We start from the raw sequence: 17,282 nt of genomic DNA on the forward strand, positions 1-17,282 counted from the left end.
TATCAAGGTGCGCTCAAGCTGGCGGAAAAATACGATATCATCGGCGATGTGCGCGGCGGTCAGGGGCTTATGACGGGGATCGAAATCGTGTCTGACAAGGCTGGCAAAGCGGCGATGGATATGCCGACGATGAAGCGTATCCACAAGGCGGCCTATGATGCGGGGGCGATGGTGCGTCTGGGGGGGAACAACATCCTGATGTCACCACCCCTGACGATCTCTGAAGCTGAGATTGACACTGTTTTGAGCGCGCTTGATGTGGGCTTTGGCTCTGTATGAGGAATTGCGCCGCGCCTTTGGCGCGTCGCGGTAGGCGAGAGGGCGCTGCCCTCTCGCGCTCTCCCGGGATATTTTAGGAAAGAAAAAGACTAGAGATCTTTGAGAGCTGCACCTGCGTAGAGACCATACATCAGAGCGCGGCGGGCAGGACCAAGAGGGAAGCGCTTGGGCGGCTGCAGCATAAGTTTTGGGGTTTGCAGTTTCCGTGCGCCTAAGACTTGGTCAGCGAGAAGCGCGCCTGCGTAGCTCCCCATAGCGACACCATTCCCGTGATAGGCAAAGCCCGCGTAGGCGCCGGGCATCTCGGGAATCGGGCCTGCGAAGGGTGTGAGGCCTGTGGAAAGGCAGACCATTCCAGACCAGTAAAAGGGCGTTTCGACCTCTGCCCAAGCTGGGAACATGGCTTCGAAATCGGCGCGGATTTTGCGTTTGTTGCGGGCCTCGGCGCTCTTGGAGGACATAAGGCCACCGCGCATTCCGAAGAGGAAGCGGCGGTTTGGCATCAGACGGAAGTAGTGCAGCAGTGTGCGGCTGTCATAGGCGGCTTGATCGGACGACCAGCCGCTGGCGATCTCTGTATCGGTCAACTCGCGCGTTACGAGCACTGAAGATTGCGCGGGCATATAGCGCGCTGCCATCCATGTGGGGACGTCCTCGTAAGAATAGCCGTTGGTTGCTATAATCAGCTGCTCTGCAGTGAGTGTGCCTTGCGGCGCTTTGAGGCTGTAGGCCTGTATACGGTCAATTTTGCTGACAGGGCTTTGGCCAAAGATTTTTACCCCTGCCGTCTCTGCGGCCTTCAGGAGGCCAGCGAGGTATTTACGTGGGTTCAGGCCAAATCCAATCGGTGTTGTGATGGCGCTGTGAAAATGGCCCGACATGCCCAGCGCGGGAAGTTCTTGTTTGCAGTGTAGTGTAGGAGTGACCCCGTAATTTTCCTCAATCGCGCGGGCGTCGTCATCAAACCGGATACTGGCTTTATGAGCGAGTTGGGTTTCGCCATCGCTGTGCGTGTCGGCTTCGATCTGGTGTCTTTCAAGTTGTGTTGCCACATGTCGAACCGCATCTGCTTCAGCGCGGCGATAGGCGAGCCGCGCGGGTTTGCCATGTTTGCGGTCGAGCATCTTATCGCTCGCTTTTGCGCCACCGAGGCAGCAGAAGCCCCCATTGCGCCCAGACGCGCCCCAGCCGGGAAACCCTGCGTCAAGAACAGTGACTGAGATACCCTGCTCGGCCAACGCAAGAGCGGCGGAAAGACCCGTGAAGCCAGCGCCAATAACAGCGACGTCAGCTGTCTGGGCGCCTGTCAGTTGCGGGCGCTTGAGGGCTTCATCACTGACCGTTTGGGACCAGTAGCCTTTTGCCGTACGGTCGTCTGAGTAGGCGTGACCAGAGAATATACGCCGCATCAGTCTGCGGCCCTTTCGGCTGCCCGCTCCTCGCGCTGCTGGCGCACTGTGGCGCGTTTTGACATAAGCGATGCTGTTATGACGCCGACTGTCACGATGCTGATCATGATTGTTGAAAGCGCGTTGATCTCGGGTGAGACGCCAAGGCGCACAGCAGAGAAAATCTTGATCGGGAGAGTTGTGGCAGAGGGGCCCGCTGTGAAGGAGGCGATGACGAGATCATCGAGAGACAATGTAAAGGCAAGAAGCCAGCCCGAGATCACCGCAGGGGCGATAATTGGTAGGGTGACAAGGCGGAAGGCCTCAAAAGGCGAGCACCCCAGATCAAGCGCCGCCTCTTCGAGGGAGCGGTCAAAACTTACAAGGCGTGATGAGACGACGACAGAGACGTAGCACATTGAGAACGTCGTATGCGCCAGCACGATTGTCAGAACGCCGCGGTCGAGGCCTATGCCGATGAAGAGCAAAAGAAGCGAAAGGCCTGTGATGACTTCGGGCATGACGAGCGGCGCGTAGATCATCCCAGAGAAGAGCGTGCGCCCGTTGAAGCGACCGCCGCGCACAAGGACATAGGCTGCCATTGTTCCGAGGATCGATGCGATTGTGGAGCTCATCACTGCGACTTTAACGGTGACCCATGCGGCATCAAGGAAGGCTTCGTTCTGGAAAAGCTCACCATACCATTTGGTCGAGAAACCAGCCCAGACTGTCACGAGCTTGGACTCGTTGAAGCTGTAGATGACCAAGATCAGCATTGGTAGATAGAGAAAGGCGAGGCCGAAGCTAAGCGATGTTGCGTTGAACCATGTAAAGCGTCTCATTCTTCAGCCTCCCGTTGCTTCTGCTCGTTGCGTTGAAAGAGCACGATCGGAATGATTAGAATGAGCAAGAGGATCACTGCAACAGCGGAGGCGACGGGCCAATCGCGGTTTGAGAAGAACTCTTCGAAGAGGACTTTGCCGATCATCAGGGTTTGTGACCCTCCGAGCAGTGACGGGATAACAAACTCACCAAGCGCGGGAATGAAGACGAGGAAACAGCCAGCAATGATGCCCTGTTTTGACAGCGGTACTGTCACGAGCCAAAACGCGGTGAGGCGCGAACAGCCAAGGTCTTCTGCGGCTTCAAGAAGAGACGAGTCTAGTTTTTCCAAAGCGGCGTAGATCGGCAGGATCATGAAGGGCAGGTAGGTATATACGATGCCGATATAGACGGCTGTATTGGTGTTCAGGATTGTGAGCGGTTCGGAGATGACGCCTGTCCAGATGAGAAACTGGTTCAGGAAGCCTTCGTTTGAGAGGATACCCATCCAAGCATAAACGCGGATCAGGAATGAGGTCCAAAAGGGCAGGATTACCAGCATCATCAGGGTTGGGCGCCATTCGTCGGGGGATTGTGCCATTGCATAGGCGATAGGGTATCCCACAAGGAGTGTAAGCACTGTCGAGATTGCGGCGATTTGCAAGCTTGAGAGGTAGGCCTTCCAGTAAAGGTCATCGGTTGTGAGGAATGTGAAATTCTCAAAATCGAGACCTGCGAAGAACGCTCGGATACCGGCCCAACCTGAAGAAAAATCAAGCGTAGGTGTGTAGGGCGGAATGGCCAGTGCTGTATCTGACAGACTGATCTTAAATACGATCACAAAGGGCACGAGGAAGAGCACCAAGAGCCAGGCATAGGGAACAGCGATCAGAGTAAAGCGGCGCATACTCTAGCCCTCCAGCACGATGGCGGCTGTGTCAGTCCAGCTGAGCCAGACGGTGTCTTCCCAAGTGAAGCTACGGCGCTCGAGGCGCGTGGTGTTGGCGGTTTGTGCTTTGATCATGTGGCCACCCTCGATTTCGACATGATAGGTCGAGAGGTTCCCGATATAGGCGATATCTATGATTTTACCTTTGATTGCGTTGGTCACTTTTGCGGGCTTTGCCGCAGTGATCGAAACTTTTTCTGGGCGGATGGCCAATGCACATTTAGAGCTTTCGCCAAGATCACTGGTTGTCTTAGCGTGAAGGGGCGCCTTGCCCTCTGTATAGGCTATGTCGTAGCCATCGCCTGCGCGTGTTGCATGGCCGTTGAGAATATTCACATCACCAATGAAGTCGGCCACATACACAGAGTTCGGGCGCTCATAGATATCGGCAGGTGTTGCGACCTGAATGATTTCGCCTTCGTCCATCACGGCAACGCGTGAGGCGACGGTCATCGCCTCTTCTTGATCGTGGGTCACGATGACAAAGGTTGTTCCCGTCTTTTCCTGAATATTCATCAATTCAAACTGGGTGTCCTGACGCAGTTTTTTGTCGAGCGCGCCGAGCGGCTCATCCAGAAGTAAAAGCTTGGGCGCTTTGGCGAGAGAGCGGGCAAGGGCCACGCGCTGACGTTGGCCGCCAGAAATTTGGTGGGGCTTTCGCTTGGCAAATTTGGTGAGCCGAGTGAGGCGGAGCATCTCTTCGACGCGCTCGTCTATCTCGGGCTTAGGTTTGCCTTCGCGCTTCAGGCCGAAAGCAATGTTTTCTGCGACCGACAGGTGCGGGAAAAGCGCATAGGACTGGAACATCATGTTCACGGCGCGCTTGTTTGGGGGCACACCTGCCATGTCTTGCCCTGCAATCAGGATCTGGCCTTCTGTCGGGGTTTCAAAGCCGCCGAGCATGCGCATCATTGTGGTTTTGCCGCAGCCTGACGGGCCGAGAAGCGCAAAGAATTCTTTTGCGTAAATATCTTGTGTAAGGTTGTCGATGGCGACGAAATCACCAAAGCGCTTGGTGACATTTTTGAATTGAATCAACGGCTTTTCATTTGCGTCGAGCCAAGGTGCGAAAACTGTCTGTGCCATGCGTATCCCCCGAAGTTTAAGAAGCCCGCAAACCGTAGTTTGCGGGCTGATTTCAGGCTTATGTACCTGATTTTATTTTTGTCCAGAGCCGTGTGACGACACGCTGAACTTTTGCGTCATAAGGAGAGGTTGTGTAGAGCTTCTCCAGAGTTGCCGCATCAGGGTAAATTGCTGTATCGCCGATGACGTCTTCTTCCAGCATAGGCTGTGAAGCCAAGTTGCCGTTGGCGTAATAGACATAGTTTGAAGCTGCGGCCATGTTCTCGGCATTCATGATGAAGTCGAGGAACTTGTGCGCGCCGTCTACGTTCGGTGCGTCAACAGGGATCGCCATTTGGTCGAACCACATGAGCGCGCCCTCTTTGGGAGCGTTGTAGGCGATTTCAACACCATTCTCTGCTTCCGCTGCGCGATCACGGGCCTGAAGGATATCGCCAGACCAGCCAAAGGCAACGCAGATATCGCCGTTGGCGAGCGCGTTGATATATTCAGAGCTGTGGAACTTCTGCACATATGGTGCAATTGCGGACAGCACAGCTTCGGTCTTGCCGATCACGTCAGGGTCTTGGCTGTCGGGGTCTTCGCCGATGTAGGCCAAAGCCGCCGGGATCATCTCTGCTGGAGCATCAAGGAAGTGCACGCCGCATGACGCGAGCTTTTCCATGTTGGCAGGGTTCAGCACCAGATCGAGTGAGCCAACAGGCGCATCATCACCGAGGACTTCTTTAACTTTGTTGACGTTCACGCCAAGGCCTGTTGTGCCCCACATATAGTTAATGGAGTACGCATTATCAGAGTCGTATTTGGCTGTGCGGGCTTCGATTGCGTCCCACATATTGCCCTTATTTGTGAACTTGGACATGTCGAGCTTTTGGAACGCGCCGGCAGTGATCTGGCGCTGCAGGAATGTACCTGATGGCACGACCACGTCATAGCCGGAGCCACCTGCGAGGAGCTTTGTCTCGAGAACTTCGTTTGAGTCGAACACGTCGTAGATAAGCTTGATGCCAGTCTCTTCTTCGAACTTGGCAAGCAGTTCTTCATCGATATAGTCCGACCAATTATAGACGCGCACTTCTTGGGCCGAGGCCATGCCTGCGACGAGTGCGAGTGAGGCTACTGCTGAGAGCAGATACGTTTTCATATTTGGTTTCTCCCTGTTTGCGAGGTCATTCCCCTTGACGAAATATTTGATCAAGTTTTGACTGTCTTGGCAACATTTCAATTAAGATGCCTGCACGATGCGCAGAAAAATGCAAGAGATTCGGAAGGATAGTTCATGACGCAAGACCCCGCGACCTCGGCCAGTTTGGTGAGTTTTGCCGCCTACCCCACCATGTTATCTCCGGAGTTGCCAGCACATGAAAAAGTCTATCGCGAGATGCGAGATTTGCTTTTGTTTGGTGAGCTGGCCCCAGGCCAAGCGGTGACAATTCAGGGAATCTGTGAAACGCTTGGCGCAGGGATGACACCTGTAAGAGAAGCAATACGCCGCCTGACAGCCGAAGGGGCCCTCGAATTCTTGGGAAACAGGCGTGTTGTCGTGCCAGTGTTGACTGTCGGGCATGTGAATGAGCTAATTTTTGCACGGCAGGCGATTGAGCCTCAACTGACAATTAGAGCAACCGAACGGGCAACGGATGCGGACATTGCGGAGCTGACCTTGATCGACGAAGCGCTAGATGTCGCGATCGCGCAGGGCGACGTGAGAAATTATCTTGAACAGAATTACCGGTTCCATGCGCGGCTCTACTCTATGGCGGATGCGCCTATTCTTTCAGCACTCGCAGACGGCCTTTGGTTACGTTTTGGGCCAAGTTTGCGCGTGGTTTGTGGGCGCGTTGGGACAGAAAATCTCCCCGACCAGCATCATGAGGCGCTGAGCGCGATGCGTGCAGGCGATACGCAGGCGGCGGCCAAGGCCATGCGAGAAGATGTGATACAAGGTATGGAGCAGGTGCGCCGCGCGCTTGCCGAGACCACAAGAGATTGACAGAAAATAATTTGATCATATTCTAACGGGGATGAATTTGATAGCGCAGGCGCCGCCAGCGCTGACGGGAGTTTGATATGACACAGATCACCAACCACATGCCGACAGAAGAGCTGCAACGCCTAGACGCGGCGCATCACATGCATCCTTTTACGACCAACGACGATCTTGAGAAAAAGGGCGCACGGGTAATCACACGTGCGAAGGGCGTGACGCTTACAGACAGTGAGGGTAACGAGATCCTTGATGCGATGGCGGGGTTGTGGTGTGTGAATATCGGTTATGGCCGTGACGAGCTCGCTGAAGTTTCCAGCCGCCAGATGCGCGAGCTGCCATATTACAACACGTTTTTCCAAACGACTCACGTTCCTGCGATTGCTTTGGCGGAGCGTTTGGCCGAGCTGACGCCTTATGATTTGAACCACGTTTTCTTTGCAAATTCGGGGTCTGAAGCAAACGATACAAACATCCGTATTGTGCGAACTTATTGGCAGGAAAAGGGCCAGCCAGAGAAGACTGTGATCATCTCACGCAAGAACGCGTACCACGGCTCGTCCGTTGCATCGTCTGCGTTGGGTGGCATGGCGGGGATGCATGCGCAGAGCGGGATGATCCCTGATATTCACCACATCGACCAGCCGAACTGGTGGGCCGAAGGCGGGGATATGAGCCCCGAAGACTTTGGTCTTGAGCGCGCCCAGCAGCTTGAGAAAGCGATCCTTGAATTGGGGGAACATAAAGTCGCGGCGTTTATCGGCGAGCCGGTGCAGGGCGCGGGCGGTGTGATCATTCCTCCGTCGACGTATTGGCCAGAAATCCAGCGCATCTGTGACAAGTACGGTATCCTCCTGATTGCAGATGAGGTGATCTGCGGATTTGGTCGCACGGGCAACTGGTTTGGCTCGCAAACGATGGGGATCAAACCCGATATTATGACGGTAGCAAAAGGGCTTAGCTCAGGGTACGCGCCGATTTCGGCGAGTATTGTGAACGACAAAGTAGCGGCTGTTTTGGGGGCCTGTGAGTTCAACCATGGCTATACATATTCGGGCCATCCTGTGGCCTGTGCTGTAGCGCTGGAGAACTTGCGGATTCTTGACGAGGAGGGAATCGTGAGCCACGCGGCGCGGGAGCTTGCGCCTTATCTCAAAGAGAAATTCGAAAGCCTTGGCGACCATCCGATGGTCGGCGAAGTTAAGGTTGTGGGGATGATGGGGTCACTGGCTTTGACGCCTGACAAGACCACTCGAGCGAAGTTTGCTGCGGATGTGGGGACTGTTGGTTTTATGGTGCGGGAGCGCTGTTTTGCCAACAACCTTATTATGCGCCATGTCGGAGATCGTATGGTGATCAGCCCACCTTTGGTGATTACAAAGGCCGAGATTGACACGCTGATTGTGCGGGCGCGGAAGGCTCTGGATGAGGGCTATGAGAACGTGAAAGCAGCCGGCCTTTTCAAGGCGATGAGCTAGGGGTTTCGCCTGCTGACGCAGGCGACCCAGTGGGGGCTCTGCCCCCACACCCCCGGGATATTTCTGGAAAGAAAAAGCGGAAATGTTGAGGTGCGTATAGCAAGGTTAATACCTTGCCGTTTGTGTAAAACAGGGGGGTGATATGCGTGCACAACCCGTGCACAATGCGTGCACCGCCTGAAACGGGGTTTTGTTAATACAAAATTACTTAATGCAGCGTACGCTGGTCTTTATGCTGTGAGCTTTTTGCTGAGGCCCTGAAGCATGGCGAGGCAAGCCTGAAGTTGATCAGGTGAGATGAATTCGTCTGGCTTGTGAGCTTGTTCGATGCTACCGGGCCCACAGACCACTGCGGACATACCGAGCGACTGGAAGAGGCCTGCTTCTGTGCCGAAAGCCACCACATCGACACCATTGCCGCCCGTGAGCGCGGCGCAGAGATCGCGGGCTTCGTTGTCTTCCATCGGCATCAGGCCGGCGACCTCGCCCATGGTCTCGACTTCGATATGTGCTGCTGGATGCACTGCGCGCATGGCGGGGAGCAAAACATCGTTTGTGTAGGCGTCGAGCTCTGCGTGAACGAATGTGTAATCGCTGTCCTGAACGGGGCGGAACTCCCATTCGACTTCGGCTTTGCCGACGATCACGTTATGCGCGACGCCGCCAGCGATGCGGCCGATGTTGACGGTGGTGTAGGGCGGCTCAAAGCGGCTGCCTTTGGGGGAACGCGCCATAAGATCGTGGCGCAGCTCCATGAGCTTGGTGACATAGCGCACGGCATATTCGGCGGCATTCACCCCGCGGGCAGGCTGGCTGCCGTGGCCCTCGAGGCCCGTGAAGCGCGTGGTGTATTCGCAGCAGCCTTTGTGGCCTTCGATGATTCGCATTTCTGTGGGTTCGCCAATGATGGCGATCGCCGGCTTGAGGCCTTGGGCCTTCAGTTCCTCGACCAGGGCTTGCGCGCCGATGCAGCCTGTTTCTTCGTCATGTGTTAAGGCGAAGTGGACAGGGCGGGTGAGATCAAGGGCAGCGTAGTCTTCTGCCATGGCAAGCGTCGCTGCAATGAAGCCTTTCATGTCACATGTGCCACGGCCAAAGAGGAGGCCGTCTCGCTGCGCGAGCGTGAAGGGGTCAGATGTCCAGTCTTGCTCGGCAACCGGGACGACATCGGAGTGACCCGAGAGGACAATGCCGCCGTCGCCTTCGGGGCCCAATGTGGCGAAGAGATTGGCCTTGGTTCCGCAGGGCGAGGTAAAGGTATTCACCCGCGCGCCGAGCTGACCGAGATGATCGGCCATAAAGGCGATCATCTCCAGATTGCTGTCAGGGGATATGGTTGGAAAGGCGATGAGCTTTTCCAGTATCTCGACGGTGCGGACGAGTGTGCTCATGGTTTGACAAACATCTTGCGGGGGCGATCACAGAGCGCTTCGGCGGGGCCCTCGTCTTTGATCAGGATCGTTTCTGTGATTTCCATGCCCCAATCGTCCATCCAGAGGCCTGGCATGAAGTGGAATGTCATGCCTGGCTCAAGCACGGTTTCGTCCTCGGAGCGCAGGGAGATTGTGCGCTCGCCCCAGTCGGGCGGGTAGCTGAGGCCGACGGGATAGCCGCAGCGCGCGCCACGTTCGATCCCTGCGGCCTCGAGCGGGGCGGCGAGGGCATTGGCGATATCGCAGGCGCGGTTGCCGGCGCGGGCTTTATCAAGGCCTGCTTCCAGACCTTCGACAAGGGCGGCCTCGGCGCGCTTGAGGAAATCGCTGGGCTCGCCAAGGAAGATCGTGCGGCAGAAGGGAGCGTGGTAGCGGCGGTAGCAGCCTGAGATTTCAAAGAAGGTCGCCTCGTTTTTTTGGAAGGGTCGGCCATCCCATGTGAGGTGCGGTGCGGCGGCGTCAGAGCCTGACGGCAGGAGCGGCACGATGGCAGCATAATCGCCCCAGTGACCATCGGCGCCGAGGATCAGATCGCGCTGAAGATCGGCGACGACCTCGTTTTTGGGGATGCCGACTTCGACGCGCTCGAGGAGGCCATCGACGACCTTTTCGCTGATCTTGGCGGCGCGGCGCATGAAGACGAGCTCTTCTTCGGACTTCACGGTGCGCTGCCAATTGACCAATGCTGTGGCATCAAGGAACTGCGCGTTGGGCAGCTCTGTGAGAAGGGTTTGGAAGGCTTTGGCAGAGAAGTAGTAATTGTCCATTTCGACGCCGATGCGGACGTCTTCTTTTCCGATAGATTTGATGCGCTCGGCGAGGTCTTGCATGGGGTGGCGTGTGGTGGATTGGACGAAGTGGTCGGCGTAGCCGTGGATGTGGCTGTCTTCCATCCAGACGGTGCGTACGGCGCCATTGGCATCTTGGCGGCGGCCCCACCAATGAGGAGCGCTGTCATGTGTAATGATTACGCCTTGATGGACATAAAACGACCAGCCGTCATAGCCTGTGAGCCAAGCCATGTTTGAGGGGTCTTGCACATAGAGCAGGTCGATGCCTGCGGCTTCCATGGCCTGCCGTGTCTTGGTGAGGCGGGCGGCGTATTCGACTTCGGAAAAAGGCGTTCTCTGAAAATTCATGTGCTTGGCTCGGTTTGTTTTGGATTTTTCTTATGAGGTTTAAGAGCTGTGCTTTGGTCTAGCCAGTAAAGCGCCGCGATTGGGCGGTTTGCGACATTTGGAGGATTGATTCTCCGTTTGTTTACAAGTGAAGCTTGCTGCAGGTGCGAAATAATCTTGCGAAAATTCACAGACATAAAAAATTTTCTGGCGCAAAAATGAACTTTTTGTGCGTTTTCTGACTTAAAATTGATCAGACAGGGTCCATAAAAAAATACTTGGTTAGACTGTTGCATGATACCTCTTACCTGAGGTTAGATGCGAGACGATAAGTGGTTCAAGCCACAGTGAAACGACGGGGAGCCGATTTTTGGCCAACACGCATAATGAAGATGCGTTCGTAGCGTTCGAACGTGTTCAGAAAAGTTACGACGGCGAGACGCTTGTCGTAAAAGACCTTAACCTCACATTGCCCAAAGGCGAGTTTCTGACAATGCTTGGGCCGTCAGGCTCTGGCAAGACGACTTGCCTCATGATGTTGGCTGGCTTTGAAACCGCCACACACGGCGAGATCAAGATTGATGGAGTGAGCATCAACAACATCCCGCCGCACAAGCGCGGTATCGGGATGGTGTTTCAGAATTATGCCCTTTTCCCACATATGACGATCGCTGAGAACCTCGCGTTTCCGCTTGAGGTTCGCAAGATTGGCAAATCGGACCGCGAAGCCAAGGTCAAGCGCGCCTTGGATATGGTCGAGATGGGCAGCTTTGGCGGGCGGCGTCCTGCACAGCTTTCGGGCGGCCAGCAACAGCGCGTTGCTCTGGCGCGCGCACTGGTGTTTGAGCCTGAACTCGTACTCATGGACGAACCACTTGGCGCGCTCGACAAGCAGCTTCGGGAGAAGATGAAATTTGAGATTACACATCTGGCCCACAATCTTGGCATCACCACTGTTTATGTGACCCATGACCAGACGGAAGCGCTGACAATGTCAGACCGTGTCGCTGTGTTTGACGATGGTCGCATCCAGCAGATTGCGCCGCCGGCAGAGCTTTATGAAAACCCACAGAACAGCTTTGTGGCGCAGTTTATTGGCGAGAATAATACGCTGCATGGTGTTGTGAAAAAGATCAGTGGCAATGCGTGCGTTGTGCAGCTTGATAGCGGCGAAGAGATCGATGCGATGCCCGTCAATGTGAGCAAGGTTGGCGACCGCACGACTGTTTCTATCCGTCCAGAGCGTGTCGAGTTTGACAAAACGCGCTTGAAGAAGGGCGCGCACACACTTAAGGCCGAAGTGCTCGAATTTATTTACATGGGTGACATCTTCCGCACGCGTCTGCGAGTGGCCGGGAACGACGAGTTCATCATCAAATCACGCAACGCGCCTGACCAGGTGCGTCTGCAACCAGGACAGCAGATCGAGATCGGTTGGCTGCCGGAAGACTGCCGCGCGCTTGACGCGTAAGGCAGCATGAGAATATCGCGCGTGCCGTTTGCGGTGCGTGTTGATTGAATGTGGTTTGGCTGAAAGCCCAAAAGGCCAAGTCACTTAAGTTTACAAGGGCAACAACGGGAGAATGAAATGAAATTCACCAAGACACTTATGGCGACAACAGCACTCACAATGGTTGCTGGCGTTTCCGGTGCGGCGGATATGGCTGACGAAATGACCATCGTGTCATGGGGCGGCGCTTACACCGACTCGCAAATGAACGCGTATCACAAGCCTTACATGGAAAAGACTGGCGTCAACATCATCAGCGATGACAGCTCAGCCGAAGCCGTAGCCAAGCTGCGCGCCATGAACGAAGCCAACAACATCACATGGGATGTGGTTGACGTTGTTGCGTCTGACGCGATGCGCCTGTGCGACGAAGGCCTCGCCATGGAAATCGACTTCGACAACATGCTCGCGCCTGCGCCTGATGGAACATCTGCAACAGAAGACTTCGGCGACCTTTTGGTCAGCGATTGCTTCATCCCGCAGATCGTTTACTCGACAACATTCGGTTACCGCACAGACCTCGTTGGTGACACAGCTCCAACAACTGTTTGTGACGTGTTTGATCTGGAAGCATTCCCAGGCAAGCGTTCGCTTCAGAAGCGCCCAATCGACAACATGGAATGGGCTCTTTACTGCGACGGCGTTGCAAAGGACGACATTTATGAAGTCCTCGGCACAGACGAAGGCGTAGAGAAGGCACTTGCCAAGCTCGACACCATCAAATCAAGCGTTGTCTGGTGGACAGCGGGCGCGGAAACACCACAGCTTCTCGCCGATGGCGAAGTTGTTATGGGCTCCACGTTCAACGGCCGTCTCTTCTCAGCTATTGCCGAGCAGAACCAGCCGATCGGTATGCTCTGGGACATGCAGTCATTCGACCTTGACGGTTGGATCATCCCAGCGGGTCTTTCGCCCGAGCGTCAGGCACGTGCTCTGGACTATGTATTCTTTGCGACAGATACACAGCGCCTTGCAGACCAAGCGAAATACATTTCGTACGGCCCTGCGCGTAAATCGTCAGCGCCTCTCGTAGGCAAGCACGAAGGTCTGGGTATCGATATGGCGCCACACATGCCAACAGATCCAGCGAACGCGGCAAACGTCCACATCTATGACTACAACTGGTGGGCAGACAACCGTGACGATCTCGACGCGAAATTCCAAGCTTGGCTTGCGAAATAAGCGATGACTTTGAGGGGGGCCTTTTGGGGCCTCCCTCTTCCTTCGCGTTTTGTATGTGGCTCTGAGCGAGCCTTATTCAAAACGCATAAGGCGAAAAGACCTTAAACGCGACCAACGACCGAGACGAAACGGGGACGATTATGAGCGATACGAAGACAAACGGGCCAGTGCTGGCCGCAGACGGCACGCCGCTCAAGAAGAGCTTGGCGCGCGCGCTAAGGGTTGAAAAAACCCGCGCACTTATGCTGATTGCGCCGCTGCTTATTTTTGTGCTGATTTCCTTTATCATCCCGATTGTCTCGATGTTGTTCCGCTCTGTGGACAACCGTATCGTCGACGAGACAATGCCCTACACGGTGGCAGCGCTAAAAAACTGGGATGCGTCTCAGGGCGAGTTGCCTGATGAGGCGGTTTACGCCGCTCTTGCGCGCGACATGAAGGCGGCCGCTGCTGAGAAATCACACACGCGGATTGGTGGACGACTGAACTACGAAGAGAGCGGCTTCTCATCGCTGTTTCGTAAGACCGGGCGTGTCGCGAAGAAGTTTGATCTTGAAAATGGCGGGCCGTTCAAAGAGCTCTTGATCGACACACACAAAGACTGGGGCAAAGTCGAGACTTGGAAGACGATGCAGACTCATTCTGTAAAGTTCACCAATGGTTACTTTCTCAATGCTGTCGACATGAAGCGCACGCCTGATGGCGCGCAAGTGCAAGACGAAGACAAGCGGGTTCTTCTCAAGCTGTTTGGGCGGACGATGTGGATGTCTCTTGTGATCACCTCACTGTGTGTCTTGCTTGGGTATCCCGTGGCTTGGATTTTGGCTAATTTGCCAGCGCGTCAAGCGAACCTCCTGATGATCCTCGTGCTGCTGCCGTTCTGGACCTCGCTCCTTGTGCGGACCTCGGCTTGGAAAGTGATGTTGCAACAGCAGGGGGTTATCAATGACGTCTTGGTCTGGCTCGGCTTTCTGGCGGATGACGACAGGCTTATCATTATCAACAACGCGACCGGCACGATCATTGCGATGACGCACATCTTGCTGCCGTTCATGATCCTGCCGATGTATTCGGTGATGCAAACGATCCAGCCGACCTATCTGCGCGCTGCCAAGAGCCTTGGCGCAACCAACTGGACGGCCTTCTGGCGGGTCTATTTCCCGCAGTCTATTCCGGGGATCGGCGCGGGCTCTATTCTCGTATTCATCCTGGCGATTGGCTATTACATCACGCCTGAGATCGTTGGCGGCAACAAAGGCGTCTTTATTTCCAACCGGATCGCCTATCACATTTCGACATCGCTCAACTGGGGGCTTGCGGCTGCACTCGGCTCGATCCTTCTTGGAGCGGTACTCATTCTCTACTGGGCCTACGATAAGATCGTTGGCATCGACAACGTGAAACTGGGGTAAAGACCATGGCAGCACTCACTCCTATTTCTCGCAAACCGTTCTGGCTTGTTGCAATGATCACTGGCGGCTTTGGCGCCTTCTTCGGGCTCTTTTTTGGCACGGCGAACGGCTCTGGCCCGATGGGTGTTGTGGTTGGCGCGGCGCTGATGATTGCGCTGGCGTTTGTCTATATCGCCATCATCAAAAACGAACGTATCGGGCGTGGCATAACGTTTGTTGCGGGGGGCGTCTTGGGCTTTGCGGCGGGGGGTATTCCTCTGGCTGTGATCGGCGGCATTCTTGGCGCCGTCGCGGGCTGGCTCATCTACTGGGCTTATGAGGGGCGCTATCGCTCTTACATCGCGCCCTATCTCACATGGTATCAGGTGCTGTGGTATTTCGGCTTCCGCATGATCTGTGCTGTAATCTTCATTTTCCTGATCACACCCATCCTTGTGGTTCTGCCCCTGTCGTTCAATGCGCAGAACTTCTTTACCTTCACACCAGAGATGCTGCGGTTTGACCCTGCGGGCTACTCGCTTAAGCACTACCAAGACTTTTTCACCAACAACGAATGGCAGCGCAGCTTTAAGAACTCACTGATCATCGCACCGATTGCGACTGTGATTTCTGTGACGCTGGGCACACTAGCGGCGATTGGCTTGAGCCAGTCGCATGTGCCGGGTCGACGCGCTATTATGGCGATTATGATTTCGCCGATGATTGTTCCGCTTATCATCTCGGCGACCGGTATGTTCTTTTTCTACAGCCAGATCGGCAACTGGATGGAGGGCTCGCTTGGGCTTGATAAGAACCTTGTTGGCTATATCAAAGTGATCCTTGCGCATGCTGTTTTGGGCATTCCTTTCGTGATCATCACCGTCACCGCGACGCTTGTGGGCTTTGACCGTTCGCTGACGCGCGCGGCGGCGAATATGGGTGCGGACCCTGTGACTACATTCTTTCGCGTACAGATGCCGCTGATTTTGCCAGGCGTTATCTCGGGTGGCCTGTTTGCCTTCATCACCAGCTTTGACGAAGTCGTTGTTGTGCTGTTTGTTGGCTCGGCGAGCCAGAAGACGCTGCCTTGGCAGATGTTCACGGGGCTGCGTGAGCAGATCAGTCCGACGATCCTTGCTGTGGCGACGATTTTGGTTGTGATCTCGATTGCGCTTCTGACGACATTGGAAGTTCTGCGCCGCCGTTCAGAGCGTCTGCGCGGCATGTCGCCCAGCTAAGACAATGCTGATCGCAGGCAAGATTGCTGTTGTCACGGGTGCGGCCAAGGGAATTGGCACCGCATTGGTGAGAGAGCTTAAAGACAGAGGGGCGGTCCATGTGGCCGCCCTTGATCTGTCTGAGGGGGTTCGATCTGCGAAGGCGGACAGCAGCTATATTTGCGATGTTTCGGACCGAGAAGCGATCTGCGGTACGATTGAGCAGATCGAGGCTCATGCGGGGCCGATTGATCTTTTTTGCTCAAATGCCGGCATATTGGGTCCGCTGAATTTTGACAACGCGGCGGGCGCTGATGCCCTAGAGTGGCAGCGTGCATGGGATGTTAACGTGATGGCCCATGTGCATGCGGCGGCTGTCCTTGTTCCGCTGATGCGCGCGCGGGGTGGCGGGCACTTCCTTCAGACCGCTTCGGCGGCTGGACTTTTGAGCCAGATCGGCAGCGCGCCTTACTCTACAACAAAGCACGCGGCGATCGGCTTTGCCGAAAATCTTGCGATTACGCATCGTGATGATGGGATACGGGTCTCTGTTCTCTGTCCACAGGGCGTGGACACGGATATGATCAAAGGCGCTGCGGACCATCCTGCTGCGCTTGACGGGGTCTTGAGTGCGAAGGCTGTGGCGAAGGCAGCGCTCGACGGGGTCGAGGCCGAGCGTTTTCTGATCCTGCCGCATCCGAAAGTAGACGCGTATTTGCGCGCCAAAGTGTTGGATTATGACCGTTGGATTGGCGGGATGGCAAAGCTCCAGCGCGGCTATCAGAGCACTAATTGAGCGTAGCGACAGACACCCTTGGCGGCCCCGAAAGGCTGGCAACGGGCTCTGGCAGAGCTGAGAGCAGCGTTCCAGCAAGAGCGCCGCCCGCCAAGGCGAGACCAAGCGCAGAAAACAGGCGAATGCGTCGCTTATGCAAACTGTGTGTCTCCCTATTGAGCGGTATCAGGCGCTAAGCGTGACAGGAAAGTCTGGCCAAAGCGTGCCGAGACAGTGATTTTACGATGAAATTTTGAACTGATTGGACTGGAAACTCACTGTGGTTTCTGTGTTGGTGTGGCAACGATTGAAGGGAAAGAAAATGTCAGAGGCAGAAAAGTATCGCGCTCAGATGAAAGCGGTTCAGGCGGCGCATCAGGAGAAACAGAAAGAGTTGAGAGACCCTGAAAAGGGGCTTGTTCTTGTTCATACAGGCGATGGCAAGGGCAAGAGCAGCTCGGCTTTTGGAGTGATCACCCGTGCGCTGGGCTGGAAGCAACGGGTCGGCGTGGTGCAGTTTGTGAAAGGGAAATGGATCACGGGGGAGAAGCAATTCTTTGACCGTCTAGGCGGCGTGGACTGGCATATGATGGGTGAGGGCTTCACTTGGGACAGTCAGGACCGCGCACGCGATATCGCGGCGGCTGAAGCGGCACTCACCCAAGCA

General features: G+C 55.3%; 17 protein-coding genes. 9 read left to right on the forward strand and 8 right to left on the reverse strand.

Going from position 1 to position 17,282, the window contains the following annotated elements:
• On the forward strand, window positions 1-279 hold a 279-nt coding region (locus tag P8O11_RS06365; RefSeq protein ID WP_300292823.1), incomplete at its 5' end, for an aminotransferase class III-fold pyridoxal phosphate-dependent enzyme.
• Window positions 280-368: 89 nt separating this feature from the next.
• Here P8O11_RS06365 and P8O11_RS06370 read toward each other — a convergent pair.
• From P8O11_RS06370 to P8O11_RS06390, 5 genes are read right to left on the reverse strand one after another with little or no spacing between them, the layout of a single operon-like run.
• Entirely contained in the window at window positions 369-1,688 is a 1,320-nt protein-coding gene (locus P8O11_RS06370; RefSeq protein ID WP_300292825.1) for an FAD-binding oxidoreductase, read from the reverse strand.
• The gene (locus P8O11_RS06375) at window positions 1,688-2,509 is read right to left on the reverse strand and encodes an ABC transporter permease (protein WP_300292827.1); all 822 of its coding nucleotides are present in this window, start codon (window positions 2,507-2,509) and stop codon (window positions 1,688-1,690) included. The genes P8O11_RS06370 and P8O11_RS06375 overlap by 1 nt, the downstream gene beginning before the upstream one ends.
• The gene (locus P8O11_RS06380) at window positions 2,506-3,396 is read right to left on the reverse strand and encodes an ABC transporter permease subunit (RefSeq protein WP_300292829.1); all 891 of its coding nucleotides are present in this window, start codon (window positions 3,394-3,396) and stop codon (window positions 2,506-2,508) included. Before P8O11_RS06380 ends, P8O11_RS06375 begins: the two co-directional genes overlap by 4 nt.
• 3 nt (window positions 3,397-3,399) lie before the next feature.
• Complete coding sequence (locus P8O11_RS06385) at window positions 3,400-4,524, reverse strand: ABC transporter ATP-binding protein (protein ID WP_300292831.1); 1,125 nt, start codon at window positions 4,522-4,524, stop codon at window positions 3,400-3,402.
• Between the two features lie 58 nt (window positions 4,525-4,582).
• Window positions 4,583-5,668 (reverse strand): polyamine ABC transporter substrate-binding protein, encoded by a 1,086-nt coding sequence (locus P8O11_RS06390; protein WP_300292833.1) that lies wholly within the window; start codon window positions 5,666-5,668, stop codon window positions 4,583-4,585.
• A gap of 192 nt (window positions 5,669-5,860) precedes the next feature.
• Between P8O11_RS06390 and P8O11_RS06395 the strand changes: the two genes are divergently transcribed.
• Together P8O11_RS06395 and P8O11_RS06400 are read left to right on the forward strand one after the other, a co-directional pair.
• Window positions 5,861-6,517, forward strand: a complete 657-nt coding sequence (locus P8O11_RS06395; RefSeq protein WP_177170705.1) for a GntR family transcriptional regulator — start codon at window positions 5,861-5,863, stop codon at window positions 6,515-6,517.
• 77 nt (window positions 6,518-6,594) lie between these two features.
• Window positions 6,595-7,989 carry an aspartate aminotransferase family protein gene (locus tag P8O11_RS06400; RefSeq protein ID WP_300292836.1) on the forward strand — a complete coding sequence of 465 codons (1,395 nt, stop codon included), beginning with the start codon at window positions 6,595-6,597 and terminating at the stop codon, window positions 7,987-7,989.
• Between the two features lie 230 nt (window positions 7,990-8,219).
• Here P8O11_RS06400 and argE read toward each other — a convergent pair whose 3' ends face one another.
• Genes argE through P8O11_RS06415 form a run of 3 tightly spaced genes read right to left on the reverse strand, consistent with a single transcriptional unit; the run spans window position 8,220 to window position 10,836 of the window.
• Window positions 8,220-9,380 carry an acetylornithine deacetylase gene (argE, locus tag P8O11_RS06405; protein ID WP_300292838.1) on the reverse strand — a complete coding sequence of 387 codons (1,161 nt, stop codon included), beginning with the start codon at window positions 9,378-9,380 and terminating at the stop codon, window positions 8,220-8,222.
• Window positions 9,377-10,561, reverse strand: coding sequence for a M24 family metallopeptidase (locus P8O11_RS06410; protein WP_300292840.1), 1,185 nt, complete (start codon window positions 10,559-10,561; stop codon window positions 9,377-9,379). Before P8O11_RS06410 ends, argE begins: the two co-directional genes overlap by 4 nt.
• On the reverse strand, window positions 10,558-10,836 hold the full coding sequence (locus tag P8O11_RS06415; RefSeq protein WP_300292842.1) for a hypothetical protein: 279 nt from the start codon (window positions 10,834-10,836) through the stop codon (window positions 10,558-10,560). The genes P8O11_RS06410 and P8O11_RS06415 overlap by 4 nt, the downstream gene beginning before the upstream one ends.
• Before the next feature lie 74 nt (window positions 10,837-10,910).
• Between P8O11_RS06415 and P8O11_RS06420 the strand changes: the two genes are divergently transcribed.
• The 6 genes from P8O11_RS06420 to P8O11_RS06445 form a co-directional block, all read left to right on the forward strand.
• On the forward strand, window positions 10,911-12,011 hold the full coding sequence (locus tag P8O11_RS06420; RefSeq protein WP_300292844.1) for an ABC transporter ATP-binding protein: 1,101 nt from the start codon (window positions 10,911-10,913) through the stop codon (window positions 12,009-12,011).
• 117 nt (window positions 12,012-12,128) lie between these two features.
• A complete protein-coding gene (locus P8O11_RS06425; RefSeq protein ID WP_300292846.1) occupies window positions 12,129-13,232 on the forward strand; it encodes an extracellular solute-binding protein in 1,104 nt (367 codons plus the stop codon).
• A gap of 140 nt (window positions 13,233-13,372) precedes the next feature.
• A complete protein-coding gene (locus P8O11_RS06430; RefSeq protein ID WP_089893225.1) occupies window positions 13,373-14,644 on the forward strand; it encodes an ABC transporter permease in 1,272 nt (423 codons plus the stop codon).
• A 5-nt stretch (window positions 14,645-14,649) separates the two neighbouring features.
• The gene (locus tag P8O11_RS06435; RefSeq protein ID WP_300292851.1) at window positions 14,650-15,861 is read left to right on the forward strand and encodes an ABC transporter permease; all 1,212 of its coding nucleotides are present in this window, start codon (window positions 14,650-14,652) and stop codon (window positions 15,859-15,861) included.
• A gap of 4 nt (window positions 15,862-15,865) precedes the next feature.
• On the forward strand, window positions 15,866-16,636 hold the full coding sequence (locus tag P8O11_RS06440; protein WP_300292853.1) for an SDR family oxidoreductase: 771 nt from the start codon (window positions 15,866-15,868) through the stop codon (window positions 16,634-16,636).
• Between the two features lie 301 nt (window positions 16,637-16,937).
• A partial coding sequence (locus tag P8O11_RS06445) for a cob(I)yrinic acid a,c-diamide adenosyltransferase (protein ID WP_300292855.1) occupies window positions 16,938-17,282 on the forward strand: 345 nt, incomplete at its 3' end.

Origin of the sequence: Lentibacter sp. (assembly GCF_029254145.1) — a bacterium.
Lineage (GTDB): Bacteria > Pseudomonadota > Alphaproteobacteria > Rhodobacterales > Rhodobacteraceae > Lentibacter.

Coding starts and splice junctions, on each gene's coding strand:
- P8O11_RS06370 (WP_300292825.1), bottom strand. CDS start 1,688: ATGCGGCGTATATTCTCTGGTCACGCCTACTCAGACGACCGTACGGCA.
- P8O11_RS06410 (WP_300292840.1), bottom strand. CDS start 10,561: ATGAATTTTCAGAGAACGCCTTTTTCCGAAGTCGAATACGCCGCCCGC.
- P8O11_RS06425 (WP_300292846.1), top strand. CDS start 12,129: ATGAAATTCACCAAGACACTTATGGCGACAACAGCACTCACAATGGTT.
- P8O11_RS06380 (WP_300292829.1), bottom strand. CDS start 3,396: ATGCGCCGCTTTACTCTGATCGCTGTTCCCTATGCCTGGCTCTTGGTG.
- P8O11_RS06390 (WP_300292833.1), bottom strand. CDS start 5,668: ATGAAAACGTATCTGCTCTCAGCAGTAGCCTCACTCGCACTCGTCGCA.
- argE (WP_300292838.1), bottom strand. CDS start 9,380: ATGAGCACACTCGTCCGCACCGTCGAGATACTGGAAAAGCTCATCGCC.
- P8O11_RS06375 (WP_300292827.1), bottom strand. CDS start 2,509: ATGAGACGCTTTACATGGTTCAACGCAACATCGCTTAGCTTCGGCCTC.
- P8O11_RS06395 (WP_177170705.1), top strand. CDS start 5,861: ATGTTATCTCCGGAGTTGCCAGCACATGAAAAAGTCTATCGCGAGATG.
- P8O11_RS06385 (WP_300292831.1), bottom strand. CDS start 4,524: ATGGCACAGACAGTTTTCGCACCTTGGCTCGACGCAAATGAAAAGCCG.
- P8O11_RS06415 (WP_300292842.1), bottom strand. CDS start 10,836: ATGCAACAGTCTAACCAAGTATTTTTTTATGGACCCTGTCTGATCAAT.
- P8O11_RS06435 (WP_300292851.1), top strand. CDS start 14,650: ATGGCAGCACTCACTCCTATTTCTCGCAAACCGTTCTGGCTTGTTGCA.
- P8O11_RS06440 (WP_300292853.1), top strand. CDS start 15,866: ATGCTGATCGCAGGCAAGATTGCTGTTGTCACGGGTGCGGCCAAGGGA.
- P8O11_RS06430 (WP_089893225.1), top strand. CDS start 13,373: ATGAGCGATACGAAGACAAACGGGCCAGTGCTGGCCGCAGACGGCACG.
- P8O11_RS06400 (WP_300292836.1), top strand. CDS start 6,595: ATGACACAGATCACCAACCACATGCCGACAGAAGAGCTGCAACGCCTA.